The organism is Bounagaea algeriensis (genome assembly GCF_054491375.1).
Genome location: NZ_CM137102.1, coordinates 1,114,106 through 1,131,028, shown reverse-complemented (window position 1 = coordinate 1,131,028; position 16,923 = coordinate 1,114,106). Strand labels below are relative to the sequence as shown.

11 protein-coding genes are annotated in these 16,923 nt (G+C 72.6%); 3 read left to right on the top strand and 8 right to left on the bottom strand.

All coding sequences use genetic code 11. The features are described 5' to 3' along the window. Positions 1-37 precede the first annotated feature (37 nt). On the top strand, positions 38-286 hold the full coding sequence (locus ACVGV2_RS05175; protein ID WP_459164904.1) for a hypothetical protein: 249 nt from the start codon (positions 38-40) through the stop codon (positions 284-286). 89 nt (positions 287-375) lie between these two features. On the opposite strand, the gene ACVGV2_RS05170 is transcribed toward ACVGV2_RS05175, so the two are convergent. The 8 genes from ACVGV2_RS05170 to ACVGV2_RS05135 form a co-directional block, all read right to left on the bottom strand. Then, a complete protein-coding gene (locus ACVGV2_RS05170; RefSeq protein WP_459164903.1) occupies positions 376-1,332 on the bottom strand; it encodes a heme o synthase in 957 nt (318 codons plus the stop codon). Beyond that, on the bottom strand, positions 1,329-1,712 hold the full coding sequence (locus ACVGV2_RS05165) for a DUF3817 domain-containing protein (protein WP_459165878.1): 384 nt from the start codon (positions 1,710-1,712) through the stop codon (positions 1,329-1,331). The genes ACVGV2_RS05170 and ACVGV2_RS05165 overlap by 4 nt, the downstream gene beginning before the upstream one ends. 251 nt (positions 1,713-1,963) lie before the next feature. Further along, positions 1,964-3,298, bottom strand: a complete 1,335-nt coding sequence (locus ACVGV2_RS05160; RefSeq protein WP_459165877.1) for a lysine N(6)-hydroxylase/L-ornithine N(5)-oxygenase family protein — start codon at positions 3,296-3,298, stop codon at positions 1,964-1,966. Between the two features lie 53 nt (positions 3,299-3,351). After that, positions 3,352-4,197: a siderophore-interacting protein gene (locus tag ACVGV2_RS05155; protein ID WP_459164902.1), complete on the bottom strand. Its 846-nt coding sequence runs from the start codon at positions 4,195-4,197 to the stop codon at positions 3,352-3,354. 47 nt (positions 4,198-4,244) lie between these two features. Further along, a complete protein-coding gene (locus tag ACVGV2_RS05150) occupies positions 4,245-5,783 on the bottom strand; it encodes an MDR family MFS transporter (protein ID WP_459164901.1) in 1,539 nt (512 codons plus the stop codon). Then, entirely contained in the window at positions 5,783-6,007 is a 225-nt protein-coding gene (locus ACVGV2_RS05145) for an MbtH family protein (RefSeq protein WP_459164900.1), read from the bottom strand. The genes ACVGV2_RS05150 and ACVGV2_RS05145 overlap by 1 nt, the downstream gene beginning before the upstream one ends. 67 nt (positions 6,008-6,074) lie before the next feature. Continuing rightward, complete coding sequence (locus ACVGV2_RS05140; protein WP_459164899.1) at positions 6,075-13,202, bottom strand: amino acid adenylation domain-containing protein; 7,128 nt, start codon at positions 13,200-13,202, stop codon at positions 6,075-6,077. Positions 13,203-13,511: 309 nt separating this feature from the next. After that, positions 13,512-14,879, bottom strand: a complete 1,368-nt coding sequence (locus tag ACVGV2_RS05135) for a GNAT family N-acetyltransferase (protein ID WP_459164898.1) — start codon at positions 14,877-14,879, stop codon at positions 13,512-13,514. A 246-nt stretch (positions 14,880-15,125) separates the two neighbouring features. Here ACVGV2_RS05135 and ACVGV2_RS05130 point away from each other — a divergent pair, with 246 nt between their 5' ends. After that, positions 15,126-16,127: a hypothetical protein gene (locus ACVGV2_RS05130; RefSeq protein ID WP_459164897.1), complete on the top strand. Its 1,002-nt coding sequence runs from the start codon at positions 15,126-15,128 to the stop codon at positions 16,125-16,127. Positions 16,128-16,201: 74 nt separating this feature from the next. Continuing rightward, complete coding sequence (locus ACVGV2_RS05125; RefSeq protein ID WP_459164896.1) at positions 16,202-16,831, top strand: hypothetical protein; 630 nt, start codon at positions 16,202-16,204, stop codon at positions 16,829-16,831. Positions 16,832-16,923 lie beyond the last annotated feature (92 nt).

Below are 16,923 nucleotides of genomic sequence, written 5' to 3'. Positions count from 1 at the left end.
CGTTCCGGTCACTCGCGGTGGGCGACCGTCGTTCGCCGTGTTCACCGAGCAGGCCGCTGATCCGGTGGCCGCTGATCCGGTGGCCGCGGATCAAGCCCTCATGATCCGCTCGACGGACACCGTAGGACACCGCGAAACAGCGGAACCTGATGTGGCCTCGGTCATGCGCGTGTCGGGCACCCCGGGCGAAGACGCGGCCGGCCCGATCTGGGGCGGACCGATCTGGCCGGACCGATCTGGGCGGTGCGGTCTGGGCGGTGCGAACCGGGCGGCCCGGCACGGCTGACCGGGCGCGGCTGTCCCGGCACGGCTGTCCGGGCGCGGCTGTCCGGCGCGGGCCGGAGTAGCGGGGAGTGCGGGCCGGGCGGCCCCGGCTCAGGCGAGCACGGGCAGGCCGAGCGCGGAGTCCACGGCGATGCCCACGAACAGCAGCGCCAGGTACGAGTTCGACAGGTGGAACAGGCGCATCGGGTTGACCGCGGCCCCGCGACGCACCGCGCCGTGCAGCCGCTGCGCCACGACGAGGAGCACGAGCCCGGAGGCCACGGCCAGCGCGACGTAGATCCAGCTGGTCACCGGCACGAGCAGCAACGTGCACGCCACGGTGGCGTAGCTGTAGGCGAGGATGCGGGCCGAGACCTGGCTGGGCGTTTTCACCACCGGCAGCATCGGCACACCCGCCCGCGCGTAGTCCTCGCGGTACTTCATCGCCAGCGACCAGAAGTGCGGCGGGGTCCACAGGAACACCACGCCGAACATGACCAGCGCGGGCCACTCGACCCGCCCGGTCACCGCGGCCCAGCCGACCAGCACGGGCATGCACCCGGCGGCACCGCCCCAGACGATGTTCTGCGTGGTGCGCCGTTTGAGCACCAGCGTGTAGACGAACACGTAGAACAGCAGCGCAGCGGTGGCCAGCACCGCGGCGAGCAGGTTCGCCCCCGCCCACAGCACGGCGAAGGAGGCGACGCCGAGGGCGACGCCGAACACGAGCGCGTGCCGCCGCGGCACCGTGTAGGTGGCCAGCGGGCGCTTCTTCGTGCGGTCCATGACCTGGTCGATGTCCGAGTCGGCCACGCAGTTCAGCGCGTTCGCGCTGCCCGCGGACATGGTCCCGCCGACGAGGGTGGCCAGCACCAGCCAGAGGCTCGGGACCCCGCGCTCGGCGAGGAACATCGCCGGGATGGTGGTCACCAGCAGCAGTTCGATCACGCGCGGCTTGGTCAGGGCCAGGTAGGCACCGAGCACGCCGCGGACGCCGGGTCCGTGCCCGGACGGGTCGCCCCCGGAGCGCGCGTCGTCGTCGTCGTGTGCGTGCGCCGAGGTGGTCATGACGTCCGGTCTTCCTCCGCGAGCCGTGACCGCTCCTGCGAGGTGATCGGTTCGCCCGCGGCACGCGCGCGGAACCAGCGCGTCACCTTGCGCTCCGCGAAGAACGCGCCGAACGGGATGGTGCCGGCCAGCAGGACCAGCAGCATCCACCCCAGCGGGATGCGCAGCCGCGTGGTGAGCACGAAGGCCACGAGCAGGTAGACGAAGTACAACCAGCCGTGCAGGAAGCCGATCCGCGCCACCCAGGTGTCACCGGCCACCTGCGTGGCCGTGCCCTGGTCCCAGCCGTACTTGAACACCATGGCCACGCACAGTCCGATCAGCAGGACCGCGGTGACGTAGGCCATGATCCGGTAGAAGGTCAACAGCCCGGGTTTCACGGCTATCGGCTTCACGACTACCCCTCAAATCCCGCGTCGCGCGACACGGTGTCCCCGCTCGTCCCCGGTGCGCGGGCGCGGAGCTCGCCGCCGCGGGACCGCCGGAACACCCGTGTCAGCGACCGTACGGCACGCGCCGACCACCGGCGTGACCGACCTGACCGCGGAGTGGCCCCGCACACCCTCGGCAGGTCCGCTCACCGGCGGCAGGTCTGCTCACCGGCGGCGCGCACGCGGTGCACCCGCGCGGCTCAGCACACGCCCGCGCGGTCGCCGGCACGCCCGGGCACCAGCCGGGAGGACAGCAGCGAGTCGCGGATCTCGCCGGCCCGCACCGCCCCGTTGGACAGCAGCGAGGAGGTGATGCCGTGCGTGTGCTCGGTGCCGCCCTGCAGGTAGATCCCGGCGTCGACGTCGGCGGTGGTGCGCACCCGGTAGTCGACGTCGACGGACGGGCGCCCCTGCTCGTCGCGCAGGCAGTGGGCACCGGCCTCGCCGAGCAGGGCGAAGGAGTCCCGCGGGCGGCAGCCGGTGGCGTAGACGACGACGTCGCTGTCCAGCACCTGCCGTTCGCCGGTGGGCAGGAACTCGACGTCCGCGCACACGCCGCCGGCGTGCTCGTCCAGCCCGCGCACCTCGCTGGCGTGGTGCACCCGCAGCCGGCGCTCGCCGGTGACCTTCTCCTGGTAGTGGCGCCGGTACAGCTCTTCGATCAGCCCCGTGTCGACCACGGAGTAGTTCGTGTTGGCGTGGTACTCGGTCAGCATGCCCTGGACGCTCTCCGGCGCCGCGTAGAAGTCCTGCACGGCCTGCGGATCGAAGATGCGGTTGGCGAAGGGGCTGTCGTCGGACGGGCTGTATCCGTAGCGGCGGAACACCGCGTGCACCTCGGAGTCGGGGAACGCGCGGTGCAGGTACTCCACCGTTTCGGCGGCGCTCTGACCCGCGCCGACGACGGTGAACCGCCGCGGCCGCCCGTCACCCAGCTCCTGCGTTCGCTGCAGCAGGTCGAGGTTGTGCCAGACGCGCTCGCTCTCGGCCACTCCCGGCGGCAGCGACGCTTCCAGTCCGAGACCGAGGACGAGGTTGCGGGCGCGGTAGGTGCGGTAGCCGTCGGCGCTGCGGGTGGTGACCGCGAACCGGCTGATCCGCTCCCCGTCGCGGATGGGGACGACCGAGACCACCTCGCTGCCGTAGCGCACCTGGTGGGCCATCTTGCCCGCGGCCCACTCGAGGTAGTCGTGGTACTCGATGCGGGTGGGGAACAGCGTCTTGTGGTTGATGAAGTCGACCAGCCGCCCGCGTTCGCGCAGGTAGCACAGGAAGGAGAACTCGCTGGCCGGGTCGCGCAGCGTCACCAGGTCCTTGAGGAAGGACACCTGCAGCGTGGTGCCGTCGATGAGCATGCCCCGGTGCCAGCCGAAACTCTCCTGCTGTTCCAGGAAGAGACTGGACAGCGGCGCTCCGGTGCGGGAGCGGTTGTGCTCCTCGATCGCGATGGACAGGGCCAGGTTGGACGGGCCGAAACCGACGCCGAGCACGTCGTAGTCGCCTTCGCCGGGATGTTCACCGTCCTGTCCGCTCATCGGATCCGTCGCCTCCCTGCTCGGGTGCACTGCGGTGGCCACGTGTCTCCTCGTCAGTCGCGGTCGTGGTTGTGCTTGTCGTGGTACTCCGGTTCGGGCATGCCGCGCTTCCAGTAGCCGATCGCCAGCACGGAGTCCGCACCGATGCCGCGGTCGCCGCGCAAGTGCCGGCGCATGTCGCGGACGAGCCCGGACTCGCCGGCGACCCAGGCGGAGACGTCGGCTCCGGCTGGCATGTCCACGGCGCGCACCGCGTCGGGCAGTGCGCGGCAGTGGCCCGGGGCGGCGCCGTCGCGGTGCAGCCACGTCCAGGTGATCCCGGGCGGGCATTCGACGGGTTGCTGCTCGGACTCGTCGGCGATCTCGACGAACACCTGCCCCCGGGCCGTGTCCGGGAGGGATTCGACGAGGGAGGAGACCGCCGGCAGCGCGGTCTCGTCCCCGGCCAGCAGGTACCAGCCCGCGGGGCGGCGGCAGGTCTTGCCGCCGGGTCCCATCACACCGAGGTGGTCGCCGGCTCGCGCGTCGCGCGCCCACGTGGCGGCGACGCCGCTGTCACCGTGCAGCACGAAGTCGATGTCGAGTTCGCCGCGCTCGGCGTCGTAGCGGCGGACGGTGTAGGTGCGCATGGTCGACCGCTGCGGGAGCTCGGGCCAGACGTAGCGCCCGGTGCCGCTGTCGAGCTGCGGCAGCGCCGGCCGGTCCTGGTCCTCGCGGGGGACGAAGACCTTGACGTTCGGGCCGCTGTAGCCGTCCTGGAATCCGGCCAGTTCCTCACCGCCGAGGGTGACGCGCCGCATCCCGGGGCTGAGCTGCGCCGTGCGCAGCACCTCGAGGGTGCGGGCCGGCGGGCGGGGGTGCTGCGCGCGGTGCGGGCGGCGGACATCCGCGGTGCTCATCGACGGGCTGCTCCTTCTCCCTGTGATCACCATTGATTAAGGTAAGGCTAACCATACATTTTTGTCCTGTCTGCCGCACAGTGGTCCAGATCTCCCCCTTCCGGCCCCTGCGAGCGATCAGTGCGGCGATGTTCGGAACTGCGGCGATGTTCGGAACTGCCCTGTTCGGAACTGCCCTGCCGACCGGAATTCCCGGTTCGGAACCGCAGCGCCAGCGCGGCCCCGAGCAGGGCGCAGACGGCCGAGAAGCCCATCGCCGCGTGGTAGGCCGCCGGATGCGCCGGCGAACCGCCGGAAGCGCCCCCGACTCCCGCCACGGCGAGCACACCCGCCGTCAGCGCCACCCCCACGGCCGATCCGACCTGCCGCTGCACCGTGAACAGCGTCGACGCCGACCCCGTGGCGGCACCGGAGATCGTCGCGAACGCGACCACCTGCAGCTCCGTGCTCGCAAGCCCCACGAAGAAGCCCGAGGCGAACTGCACCAGCGCCGCGTACCAGAGCCCGGCCGCACCCACGGTCGACATCGCCGCGAACGACACGGCCGCCCCGGCCATCGACGCGCTGACCAGCACGCGCGGTCCGAACGTGCGGTCGGCCCAGGCCAGCAGCTGCGAGGCCACCATCAACCCGAGCGCCTTCGGCACGGTCACCAGACCCGTCTGCCAGGCCGAGGCCCCCAGCTCCGACTGGTACAGCAGCGTGAACCCGTACAACGTGCCGAGGAACCCGGCCACGCACGTGACCAGCACCAGGCTCGCCAGCCGGAACGAGCGGTCGCGGAACAGCCGCAGGTTCAGCAGCGGCGCGGCGCGCCGCAACTGGCCGCGCACCAGCACCACCAGCAGCAGCACCCCGGTCCCGCCGGCCAGCCACGCCACCGGCGAGGCCCCGCCGGTGCGCGGCAGGGCCTGCAGCGCGTAGATCACCGCGCCCACACCCGGCACGGCCAGGGCGAAACCGGTCACGTCGAACCGCAGCGCCGCCGACTCCACGTGCTCGACCAGGTAGCGCGCACCGAAGGCCAGGCCCAGCAGCCCGACCGGCAGGTTCACGAAGAAGCCCCACCGCCAGTCGAGGTAGTCCACGAAGAAGCCGCCGAGCAGCGGCCCCAGCGCGGGCGCCACCGCGGTCGGCAGCACGAGCAGCCGCGACAGCCGGATCCGCTGCTCCGGCGGATACGCCCGGAACAGCATCGTCAACGCCACCGGGCTGACCACGCCCGCGCCCGCGCCCTGCGCGATGCGCGCCGCGGTCAACTCGCCCAGCCCCCCGGCCAGCCCGCACCACAGCGACGCGGCCACGAACACGCCGAACGCGGCGAGGAACACCCGCTTGGTGCCGAACCGGTCGCCGAGCCACCCCGACACGGGGATGCACATGGCGAGGCTGACCAGGTATGCCACGTTCACCGGCGCGGTGGCGTGCTCCGGGACCGCGTACTCCGCGGCGATCGCCGGCAGCGCCACGTTGACGATCGTCGCGTCCATGCCGCTGGTGAACATGGCCACGACGTAGACGACGCACACCGCGACCTTCGGATCGACGCGCCGCCTGCGCCCCCCGGCGTGCAACGTCGCCGCCATCAGCGGCCCGTCGCCCGCGGTCGGTCGTCGACGACCGACCGCGCCGGGCGGATGTCCGTCCACTGCGCCTCGATGTGGTCCAGGCACGCTTGCCGCCCCGCGGGGCCGAACGCGACCGACCACCCCGCCGGCACGTCCAGGGCTGCCGGCCACAACGAGTACTGGTCCTGGTCGTTGAGCAGCGCGCAGTACTCCGCCTGCTGATCCGCGAACGGGTTCGTCACCGCTACCTCCTGCTCTCGCCGGGCGGTCCCCAGTCGGGGGTTCCCGGGGCGTGGTTCCTCGGGGCGGTCACGGCGCGTCGGCCAGGCGCCGGTCCACCACCCGGGCGATCTCGGCGATCGGCCCGGGTCCGGTCATGTCCTTGTGCTCGCAGGCGATGTCGTGGTTCCGCACGGAGCCGCGCACGTACGGCTCCCACATCCGCGGCGTCAACGACGGTTTGGCCTGGTTCTCGGTGGCCGTGAAGAACAGCACCTCGCCGTCGAACGGGTCGTGCTCGGAGGTGTTCTCCAGCACCGCGCAGTTGACGAAGTTGTCGATGATCGCGTCGATCGTGTGCTCGGCCAGGTTCGCCAGCGCGCTGCCGTCCGCGGAGAGGATCTCGGCCACCGCGTCCCGGGTGAACTCGCCCTCGGCCATGCCGGAGGTGTCGTGCCCGGCCATGTACAGCAGCGCGCGCAGCGCGTCGACCTCGCCGGGCAGCTCGTCCCAGACGTCCTTCGGATAGGCGTCGAGCATGCACAGCAGGTCGACCTTCTCCCCCTGCGCCTGCAACCGCGTGCTCATCTCGTGCGCCACGACGCCGCCGAACGACCACCCGAGCAGCTGGTACGGCCCGTGCGGTTGCACCGAGCGCACGTGCTGCAGGTACTCCTCGGCCATCTCCGCCAGCGTCGCCGGCACCGGCCGCGGTTCGGCCAACCCGCGCGCCTGCAGCCCGTACACCGGGCGTTCGGGGTCGATGTGCTTGAGCAGTCCGGAGAACGGCCAGGACAGGCCGGCCGCGGGGTGCACGCAGAACAGCGGGTTGCGCTCGCCGCGGGTGCGCAGCGGCAGCAGGATCTCCAGCGCGTCCCGCCCGGTGTCGCCGTGCAACCGGTCGGCCAGCTCGGCCACCGTCGGCGCGGAGAACAGCGTGCCGACGTTGATCCGCACGCCCAGCTCGTCGCGCACCAGCCCCATCAGCTTCGCCGCCAGCAGCGAGTGGCCGCCGAGGTCGAAGAAGTCGTCGTGCACGCCCGCGCGGGTGATGCCGAGCGCCTGCGCGAACAGGCGGCACAGCGTCTCCTCCGCCGGCGTGCGCGGCGTCGTGATCTCCGCGGGCTCGTCGTCGCGGTCCGGCGCGGGCAGCGCGTTGCGGTCGAGCTTGCCGTTCGGCAGCAGCGGCAGCGCCTCGAGCAGCACCACCGTCGGCACCATGTGGTCCGGCAGCCGGTCGGCCACGTGCCTCCGCAGCTGGGCAGGGGTGACCTCCGCGGCGGCCTCGTCCTGCGGCACCACGTAGCCCACGGGCCGCCGGTCGCCCGACTCGTCGGTGTGCACCACGACGGCCGTGCCGGCCGCGGCCGGGTGCTCGCCGAGAGCCGCTTCGATCTCGCCGAGCTCGATGCGGAACCCGCGGATCTTGACCTGGTCGTCGACGCGTTCGACGAACTCCAGCGTGCCGTCGCGGCGCCACCGCACCACGTCGCCGGTGCGGTACATGCGCGAGCCCGGCGGGCCGTACGGGTCGGCGACGAACCGCTCGGCCGTCAGCCCCGGCCGGCCCAGGTAGCCGAGCGCCAAACCGGTCCCGGCGATGTGCAGCTCGCCCTCGACCCCGGCCGGCACCGGCCGCAGCGCCGAGTCCAGCACGTACAACCGCACGCCCGGGTCGGGCACCCCGATCGGCACCGAGCTGCCCACCTCATCGGTGGTGCACTCCCACAGCGTCGAGTTCACCGTGGCTTCGGTGGGCCCGTAGCAGTTGAACATGCGGCGGCCCCGCCCGAAGCGGCGCACCACCTCCGGCGGCACCTTCTCCGCGCCGCACAGCAACGTCGCCCGCTGCGGGAGTTCGGCCTCGGCGTCGAGCGTGCTCAGCACCGACGGCCCCAACGCCAGGTGCGTGACCTCGTGCCGCCGGGCGTATTCCGCCAGCGGCTCGGCCGGCACGCGCAGCTCGCTCGGCACGATCACGAGCGCCGCCCCGCTCAGCAGGCCCATGCAGGTCTCCCAGAACGCCACGTCGAAGCTCGGCGAGGCGAACTGCAACACCCTGCTGGCGGCGGTGACGCCGATGCGTTCGCGCTGCGTGGCCAGCAGCTTGCCGATGCCCCGGTGCGGCACCAGCACACCCTTGGGCTTGCCGGTCGAGCCCGAGGTGTAGATCAGGTAGGCCGCGTCGTCCAGCAGCGGCCCCTGCGGCTGGTCCTGTCCGCGCGGTTGGGCGTGCGACGGCACCACGGGCGGTCCCAGGTCCGCACCGGAAGTCTCGGGGGTGCTGATCACGCAGCGCGGCCGCGCGTCGCCGACCATCGCGCGCAGGCGCTCGTCCGGGTACTCCGGGTCCAGCGCCAGGTACGCGGCCCCCGCCGACATGGCCGCGAGCAGCCCGATGAACAACTCCGGCGACCGCGGCAGCAGCACGCCCACGACGTCACCGCGCCCCACCCCCCGTTCGGCGAGCACGCGGGCGAGGCGCTCGACCCGCTCGTGCAGCTCGCGGTAGGTCAGCTCCGCTCCGTCGAAGACCAGCGCGGTCGCCTCCGGGGTGCGCCGCACCTGTTCGGCGAACAGCTCCGGGAACGTGCCGCGGTCCGACTCGCGCATCTCGTCCTCCGCGCTGCCCCAGGCGGACAGCTGCTCCCGCTCGGCCGCCGAGAGCAGTTCCAGCCGCTGCAGCGGCGCGGTCGGGTCGTCCGCGGCCGCCCGCAGCAGCCCGAGGAACCGGTCCGCGAGCCGCTGCACCGTGACCTCGTCGAACAGGTCGCGGCTGAACTGGACGATCCCGTCCGCGCCGCCTTCGGCGTTGTCGGTGAGGTTGACCGCCAGGTCGAACTTGGCCGTACCGAGGTCCACTTCGGACACTTCGCCCGTTCGCACGCGCAGCCCGGGCAGCTCCGGCGGCTCGGGGCCCGGCTCGCCCCAGTAGGTGAGCATGACCTGGAACAGCGGGTTGCGCGCGGGTGAGCGGTGCGGCCGCAGCAGTTCCGCGAGCCGTTCGAACGGCATGTCCGCGTGCTCGTAGGCCGCCAGCGCGCGGTCGCGGGTGCGTTCGACGAGCTCGGTGAACGTCGGATCACCACCGGTGTCCACCCGCAGCACGAGGGTGTTCACGAAGAACCCGACGAGATCGTCGAGCGCGGTGTCGTCCCGGCCGGCCACCGGTGTGCCCAGCGGGACGTCCGTGCCCGCGCCGATCCGGGTGAGCAGCGCGGCGAAACCGGCCTGCAGCACCATCAGCGGGCTGGCGCGGTGCGCCGCTGCGAGCTCGCCGATCCGCGCTCGCAGCGCGGAGTCCACCGTGAACCGCACGGTCCCGCCGCGTCGGCTCGGCTCGGCCGGGCGGGGCCGGTCCGTCGGCAGGTCGAGCTCCTCGGGAACCCCGTCGAGCTCGCGCATCCAGAACGCGCGGGATCCGTCCGCATCGGACTCGGCCGCCTCCACGGCGGCGCGCTGGCACAGCGCGTGGTCGACGTACTGCACCGGCAACTCCGTCCACTGCGGATCCTCCCCGGAGCACCGCGCCCGGTAGGCGGTGGCCAGGTCTGCCAGCAGCGGCCGCAGCGACCACTCGTCCACGGCGATGTGCTGCAGCAGCAGCAACAGCACGTGCGCCTGCGGGCCGGTGCGCAGCAGCACCGGGCGCAGCGGCAGTTCGCCGGCCAGGTCGAAACCGGTGCGGGCGTGCTCGTCGAGCTCCGCGGGCAGCTGCTGCTCGCTGGTGTCGACCACGCGCAGCTCGGGCACCTCGTCGACGACCCGCTGCTCCGGTTCCCCCGCAGTTTCCGGGAAAACGGTCCGCAAGCTCTCGTGCCGCACGGCGACGTCGGCGACGGCCCGGCGCAGGGCCTGCTCGTCGAGTTCGCCGTCCAGGCGCAGCGTCACCGGCATGTTGTACGTCGGGTCCGGCCCCCACAACCGGTTGAGGAACCACAGGCGCTGCTGGGCGTAGGACAGCGGCACGCGGGCGGGGCGCGGCATGCGCCGCACTCCCGCCGAGCGGGCGCCCGCGTCCATCCGGCCCGCCAGGCCGGCCACCGTGGGGTTGTCGAACAGGGTGCGCACGGACACGTCGCCGCCCAGCCGCGCCCGCATCAGCGACAGCAGCCGCGTGGCCAGCAGCGAGTGGCCGCCCAGTTCGAAGAAGTCGGCGTCGACGGGAACTTCCGGCACGCCCAGGACTTCGGCGAACAGCCCGCACAGCGCGCGTTCCCACTCGTCCCGCGGAGCACGCCCCTGCGTGGACTCGCCGAACTGCGGCTGCGGCAGCGCGCGCACGTCGCGTTTGCCGTTGGCGGTGATCGGAATCCGCTCCACCGGCGTGAACGCGGCGGGAACCATGTACTCGGGCACGCGCGCGAGCAGGTGATCGCGCAGCTCGCCGGACCCGGCGGTGCCGACCACGTAGCCGACGAGGCGGCGCTCGCCGGCGCCGTCGGTAGTCACGACCACGGCGGTGTCGTGCACCGCGGGATGCTCGAGCAGCCGCGCCTCGATCTCGCCGGGTTCGATGCGGAAACCGCGCACCTTGACCTGTTCGTCGGCCCGGCCGCGGTACTCGAGTTCGCCGAAGGGCTCGCCGTCGGCGCGCCAGCGGGCGAGGTCGCCGGTGCGGTACATCCTGCTGCCCGGGCGCCCGAACGGATCGGCGACGAACCGCTCCGCCGTCAGCGCGCGCTTGCCCAGGTAACCGAGGGCCAACCCGGCGCCGGCGACGTAGAGCTCACCGGTCACCCCGGACGGCAGCGGGCGCAGCCACTCGTCCAGCACGTACGCCCGCAGGTCGGGGATGGGGGCGCCGATGACGCTGCCGCGGTCGGTGGCCACCCGCTCCGGGTCGAGCGGGTGGTGGGTGACGTGCACGGTGGTCTCGGTGATGCCGTACATGTTCACCAGCGCCGGCCCGCGCGGGTGCCGGGCGAACCAGTCGCCGAGCCGCGCGGGTTCCAGCGCCTCACCGCCGAAGATCACGAAGCGCAGGGCGAGTCCGCCCGCTTCGGCCGCTGCGGTGAGCTCCGCGTCCACCCGGTCGAGCTCGTGGAACGCCGAGGGGGTCTGGTTGAGCACGGTGACCCGTTCCCGTTCCAGCAGCCGGCGGAACTCCACTGCGGACCGCGCGGTATCGCGGTCGACGACGACGACCCGTCCGCCGTGCAGCAGCGCTCCCCACAGCTCCCAGACGGAGAAGTCGAAGGCGTAGGAGTGGAACAGCGTCCACACGTCATCGGCGCCGAAGTGGAACCAGGGGGCTGTGGCGGTGAACAACCGGACCACGTTGGCGTGCGGCACGCCCACGCCCTTGGGTTCGCCGGTCGAACCGGAGGTGTAGATGACGTAGGCGCTGTGCTCCGGGGTCAGGCGGCCGCGCGCGCCGGGCCGCGGGTCGCGTTCCGGCAGCTGCGCGAGCGCGCGCCGCGTCCGGGGACTGTCGACGACGATGCGGCCCGGACCGTCGGCTCCGTCCGCGGCGGGCTCTTCGGTACCTGCCGACTCCGCCGAGGCGGAGTCGGTGAGCACCAGCACGGGGCTCGCGTCGGCGAGGATGTGCGCGCGGCGGTGGTGCGGCTGCTCCGGGTCCAGCGGCAGGTACGCCGCACCGGACTTCAACGTGCCCAGCACGGCCACGACGAGTTCGACCGAGCGCTGGAACGTGAGCGCGACCAGCTGCTCCGGTCCCACCCCGCGATCGATGAGGTGCTGGGCGAGGCGGTTGGCGCGGGCGTTCAGCTCGCTGTAGGTGATGCCCTCGCCGCCGTCGCGCACGGCGACGGCCTCGGGGGTGAGCTGCACCTGCTGCTCGAACAGCTCCGGCAGGGTGCGGCCGTTCGGCACCGCTTCCGCCGCGGGGCGATGCACCGGTGCCGCATCGAGCCCGAGCGCCCGCTGCCGCTCCGCGTCCTCGAGCAGCGGCAGCTCCCGCAGGCGCGCGGAGCCCTCCGCGGTGGCGAACGTGCCCAGGAAGCGCAGGAAGCGCTGCCGGTGCCCGGTGAGCTCCTCCGCGGAGTAGCGGGCGGGGTCCGCGTCGAACTCCACGCGTCCGTCCTGCGTGAACAGCGCGACGGTGAGGTCGTCGACAGGTCCGGCGACGACGTTGTGCACCTCGGCGGGGCTGCCGGCGAAGTTCAGCTCGTAGTCGAACGGCTTGATGTTCACCTGCGGGCCGAACAGCGGGCGCTGGCCGCTGAGCAGGCCGAGGTCGCGGCGCAGGTCCTCGGCGCGGTAGCGCTGGTGCCGGCGCAGCCGGCCTCCCTCGGCGGCCACGCGGCGAACCAGGTCGTCGCGGGTGTCCGCGCCGTCGATGGCCAGCCGCAGCGGTAGCACGTTGACCGCCGGAGCGGGCACGCGCATCGCGCCCGAGCCGAGCCGAGCCGTCACCGGTACGCCGAGCACCACCTCGGGATTTCCGGTCAGCGCGCGGACGTAGGCGGCGAAGGCCGCCTGGAAGACGTCGGGCCAGACAGCACCGACCGGCTCGGCCGCTGCGGACAGCGCCGCGCGCAGGTCTTCGGGCAACTGATCGACCTGGCGCCGGAACTCGGGGGTCGCAGAGCTCGCCCCTCCGCCGAGGGAGGCGATCTCCGGCCAGTCCGCGCACTGCTCGGTCCAGTACGAGGCATCGGTGGCGAACCGCTCGGAGGCGCGGTACTCCCGCTCCACCTCGAGCAATGTGGACAGCTCGCGGAAGGGTGATTCCCCGGGGTCGCGCTGCTCGGCCAGCGCGGTGTAGATCTCGGCGGTGCGGCGCAGCAGCAGGGAGAAACCGTACCCGTCGACGGCGACGTGGTGGATGCGCTGGTACCACCACCACCGGTCGGTTCCCAGGCGCAGCAGCGCTCCGGTGGTCAGCCCGTTGGCGAACGCCCCGGTGCCACGGCCGCCGAGGGCGACCGGCGTGCGCAGGTCCGCCCGGATCCACTCCTGGGCACGGGATTCCGGGTCGTCCTCGGCGGCGAGGTCGACAACCGCGAGCGGGGCAGCGCCGGCGGGGTCGATGCTCTGCCGCGGGCCCGCACTCCCGGTGTGCACCCGGATGCGCAGGTTGTCGGCCTCGGCCACGACCTGCTGCCAGGCCGCGCGGAACCGCTCGGGATCGATCGGTCCGCGGATCTCCACCCGTTCGGCGGTGTTGTAGTGCGAACCGCGCGGTTCGCCGGTCGCCGCGGCGAGCTGGTCCGCGACGAGCACCCCGGCCTGCGCACTGGTCAACGGCATGCTCGCGGCAGCCTCGTCCTGCCCGGAATCACCCCGCGCGGAATCCTCCGGTGCAGCACCCTGCGCGGCGCCGTCCGATCCAGGAACCTCCGGCACCGGCCGTTCGCCGGCGCGCACCGGCAGCTGCTCCCCCTCGGACCGAGCAGCCCCTCCGGGCCGAGCAACAGACTCCCGCGGCATGACCTCTTCCTCCTCGAACGAAGTTAGCCTTACCTTAGTGCACCGCGGAAAGGAACGAACAGATCGGGTGGGACGACTCACCCGCGCGAACGCGTCGCCCGAAGTCCGCCCGCGCAGCGCACGGGCGGTTCATGAGCGCTCGAACACCATCAGCGCCGAGTTCTTCGTCGGCAGCCCCACCTCGCCCCGCTGCACGAAGCCCGCCTTGCCGAACGCCGCCACCGAGGCCGCGTTGCGCACGTCCGGCTCCGCCACGACCCGGCGCACCCCGGGGTCGGCCGCCAGCACGCCCTCGGCGAGCTGGCGCAGCAGTTCCGCACCGGTTCCGCGTCCCGTGCGGGCGGGATCGCCGATGGCGATGTGCACACCGACGTCGCGGTCGTCGAAGGAGTAGCAGGGGGCGAGCTTGTCCCGCACCACGCGGTAGATCTCGACGTAGGCGAACTCCCGTCCGCCCCCGCCCACGAGGCACGGGGCGGAATGCCGCCCGGAGAGCTGGGTGGACAACTCGTCGTACCAGGCCTGCCAGCTCCAGTCCTGGTTCCAGTTCACCGCGACGTGCTCGGCGTTCATCCACCGGTGCACCGTGGTGACGTCCGGATCACCGTCACCTCCGCCCAGGCGCACCGGGCGGAGCGCGAAGTCGGGCAGCTCGGGGATCGCGACGCCCGGAACCGCGGTGCCGTCGCGGTGCGGATCCGCGTGGGCGCGCAACGGGTTCGGCACCCGGTACGGCACCGCCTGCGCCCCGCCCTCGCCGATGCCCGAACCGTTGAGCACGGCGAGGTCGGCCAGCGTCGCCTCCCGCAACCACGAGCGGAGCACCGCACCGGCCCTCCCCTCGGTCGCCCCGGCGGTCTCTTCGGCGGCCTCTTCGGCGGCCTCTTCGGCAGCAGCCGCGGAGAGGCGCCCGGCGAGTTCGGCGAGCAGCTCGTCCTCCGCCGCCACACCGCGCCGCCCCAGGGCCCCGATCGCAGGCAGGAGTCCGCGGGTGAGCAGTTCCACCGTCGCCCGCTCCGGACCCGCGGCACCGCGCAGCGCCGGCAGCACGTGCCGATCGACGTGCTCGGCCAGGGCCGAACGCGCCTGCTGCGCATCGGTGACCTGCGCACCCCAGGACGGGGTCTCGACGCCGAGGTCCGGCGGCCCGGCCACGGCTGCGCGCACGGTGCGCTCCAGCAGCTGCTCACCGTCGAGCGCGTTGATCGGCGCGTCGGGAAGGGCGCGGCGGCGCGCCTCGAGAGCGCACGCCGTCGCCAGCAGCGCCGGTTCGGCCACCGCGACCGGTTCTTCCGCGTCGTCCAGCACGTGGATCGGCCCGAACCCGTGTTGGCCCGTCGGCGAGCGGTGGACGACATCCGCGCCGATGCGCAGCGGTCCGATGGACAGCCGCAGCGGTTCCGCGGCCACCGGGGTGTGCGTCTCCGCCAACCAGCACCGCAGCAGGGAGGCGGCCCGCTCGTGCGCGACTTCGGCGAGCTCCGCTTCATCGGTCACAGCAACTCTCCTTTCCAAGAAAGGAAGCCTAACCTAACCCGTCGGGTTTGTTAACTCCGCGGCTGCGATCGCCCCGGACGCCCCGCCATCGCGAAGATCATGCACGGTGCGTACACAGTGGACGCCAACGAAGTTGATCACTACCTGATCAGGTGGCGATCAGCGTTTCTCGTTGAGCGAAGCAACGCGAACCCTCCTACCCTCCACTCAGCGAGGCCGTCCACACGTCCGGAGGGAGTTTCCGTCATGGAAGACGCCGCCGATGCCGTCGTCCCGCTCCGTCCGGGTTTCGACATCCAGATCCGCGGGTTCAACCGCAACCAGGTCGTCGAGCACATCGAGCACCTGGAAGACCAGCTCAAGCTCGTCACCCTGGATCGCAACGAGGCGGCCCGCCTCAACAGCGATCTGCGCAAGCTCTGCGACGAAACCCGCAGCGCCCTCGACGAGACGGAACGGCGCCTGAAGACCGTCGAAGCCTCGGACACGGGACTTCCCGCCGCCTCCCACCGCGTGCACAACATGCTCACCAGCGCCGAGGAGGAAGTGCAAACCCTCCGTTCCGAAGCGCAACGGCAGGCCGAGATCATCCGCGGCACCGCCGAGACCGAAGCGCGCGAGCTGATCACGCAAGCCGAGGAGAACGCCCGCCAGCTGCGCGACGAATGCAGCTCGCTGATCGCCGAGGTCGAGGCCCGGCGCGACCGGATGCGCCGCGAGCACGACCAGAACCTCAGCGAACTCCGCAACCGCGAACAGCGCCTGCGCCAGGAGATCCGCAACGAGTACAAGCGGGTCATCGACGCCGCGCAGGACGAGGCCGACGCCGTGCTCGGCGATGCGCGACGCCGCTGCGGCGAATGGGACGCCGAGACCGAACGCATGCGCCTGGAAGCGCTCGAGGAGATCCACGCCAAGCACACGCAGCTCGAGCAGCTGCGCCACGGCGTACTGGCCACAATGGAGAACGCGCGCAGCCTGCTGGACAACTCCGCGGACACGTTGCGTTATCACGACTGGCAGACGCTGACCACGCCGGTGCAGGTCACCACCCCTGAGTCCACCGCGGAGTCCACCGCGGAGCCCGCCAACGGCGAAGCCCCGGCGGGCAGCGCGGTGAACCTGCCGGAACAGCGGGAAAACCAGCAGGACTACTCGCCAGCGCTCAACGACGCTGCACTCAACGACGCTGCGCACCAGCCCAACGGCGCCGACAACCACGACACCGGCGCCCTGCGGCAGAACTGATCCGCTGCTGCACGCAGCGAGGACCACCGCGGGGGTGCGCGCACAGCCCCGGAACCAACGAAGCGGAGACCGCAGTGGACATCGTGCTCGTAACCTTCGTCGGCGGTTTCATCCTGGCCACGCTGATCTTCTGGCCCCTGCTGCGCCGCTCGCAGCGGCGCAGCAGGGCCGCGCAGCGGCGCAACCGCGCGCTGCTCGTGCAGCAGTCCGTGGCCGGCAACGAGTCCTCCGCAGCGCGCGGGCGGCACGCCGCACCCGAACCGGACACGACCGGTGGCGAGCGCGACACCGCGGAGGCGGACACCGCGCGAACGGCGCAGGCGCAGACCGCGGCCCCCGACGCGGCGATCGACGGGACAGCCGCACCACCAGCCGCCCGCGGCAGGCACGAGGCGCGCGTTCCGGATGCCCCGGAGTCGCCGGGCGGAACCGCACCCGCAGGCGCGCGCCTGGCCGGCAGGCATGCCGACCCGGAGTACGCGGAGGCAGTTCGCCTGGACGGCGACCTGGGTGACGCCCTCGGCCACGGGAGCGCCCGAAGCGCAGCCGGCACGGCACCCGAGCCGCGGCACGGCGAACGCGCGGCGGCCTCCATCGTACCCGCCGAGCTGTACGAGCGGAAGTACGCCTGGCGATTCGCGCGCTCGCGCAAGCGGCTCGAACGCCTGCGCACCGAACTCGGCGAAACGCAGAAGACCGCATAACAAGCACGAGACGGGCGGACCGGGCGCAGCACCACGAGGTGGCGCCCGGTCCGTCGCATTCGGCCCGCCGCGTCCCCTGCGCGGACGGGCAA

Coding starts and splice junctions, on each gene's coding strand:
- ACVGV2_RS05155 (WP_459164902.1), bottom strand. CDS start 4,197: ATGAGCACCGCGGATGTCCGCCGCCCGCACCGCGCGCAGCACCCCCGC.
- ACVGV2_RS05140 (WP_459164899.1), bottom strand. CDS start 13,202: ATGCCGTTGACCAGTGCGCAGGCCGGGGTGCTCGTCGCGGACCAGCTC.
- ACVGV2_RS05150 (WP_459164901.1), bottom strand. CDS start 5,783: ATGGCGGCGACGTTGCACGCCGGGGGGCGCAGGCGGCGCGTCGATCCG.
- ACVGV2_RS05130 (WP_459164897.1), top strand. CDS start 15,126: ATGGAAGACGCCGCCGATGCCGTCGTCCCGCTCCGTCCGGGTTTCGAC.
- ACVGV2_RS05170 (WP_459164903.1), bottom strand. CDS start 1,332: ATGACCACCTCGGCGCACGCACACGACGACGACGACGCGCGCTCCGGG.
- ACVGV2_RS05160 (WP_459165877.1), bottom strand. CDS start 3,298: ATGAGCGGACAGGACGGTGAACATCCCGGCGAAGGCGACTACGACGTG.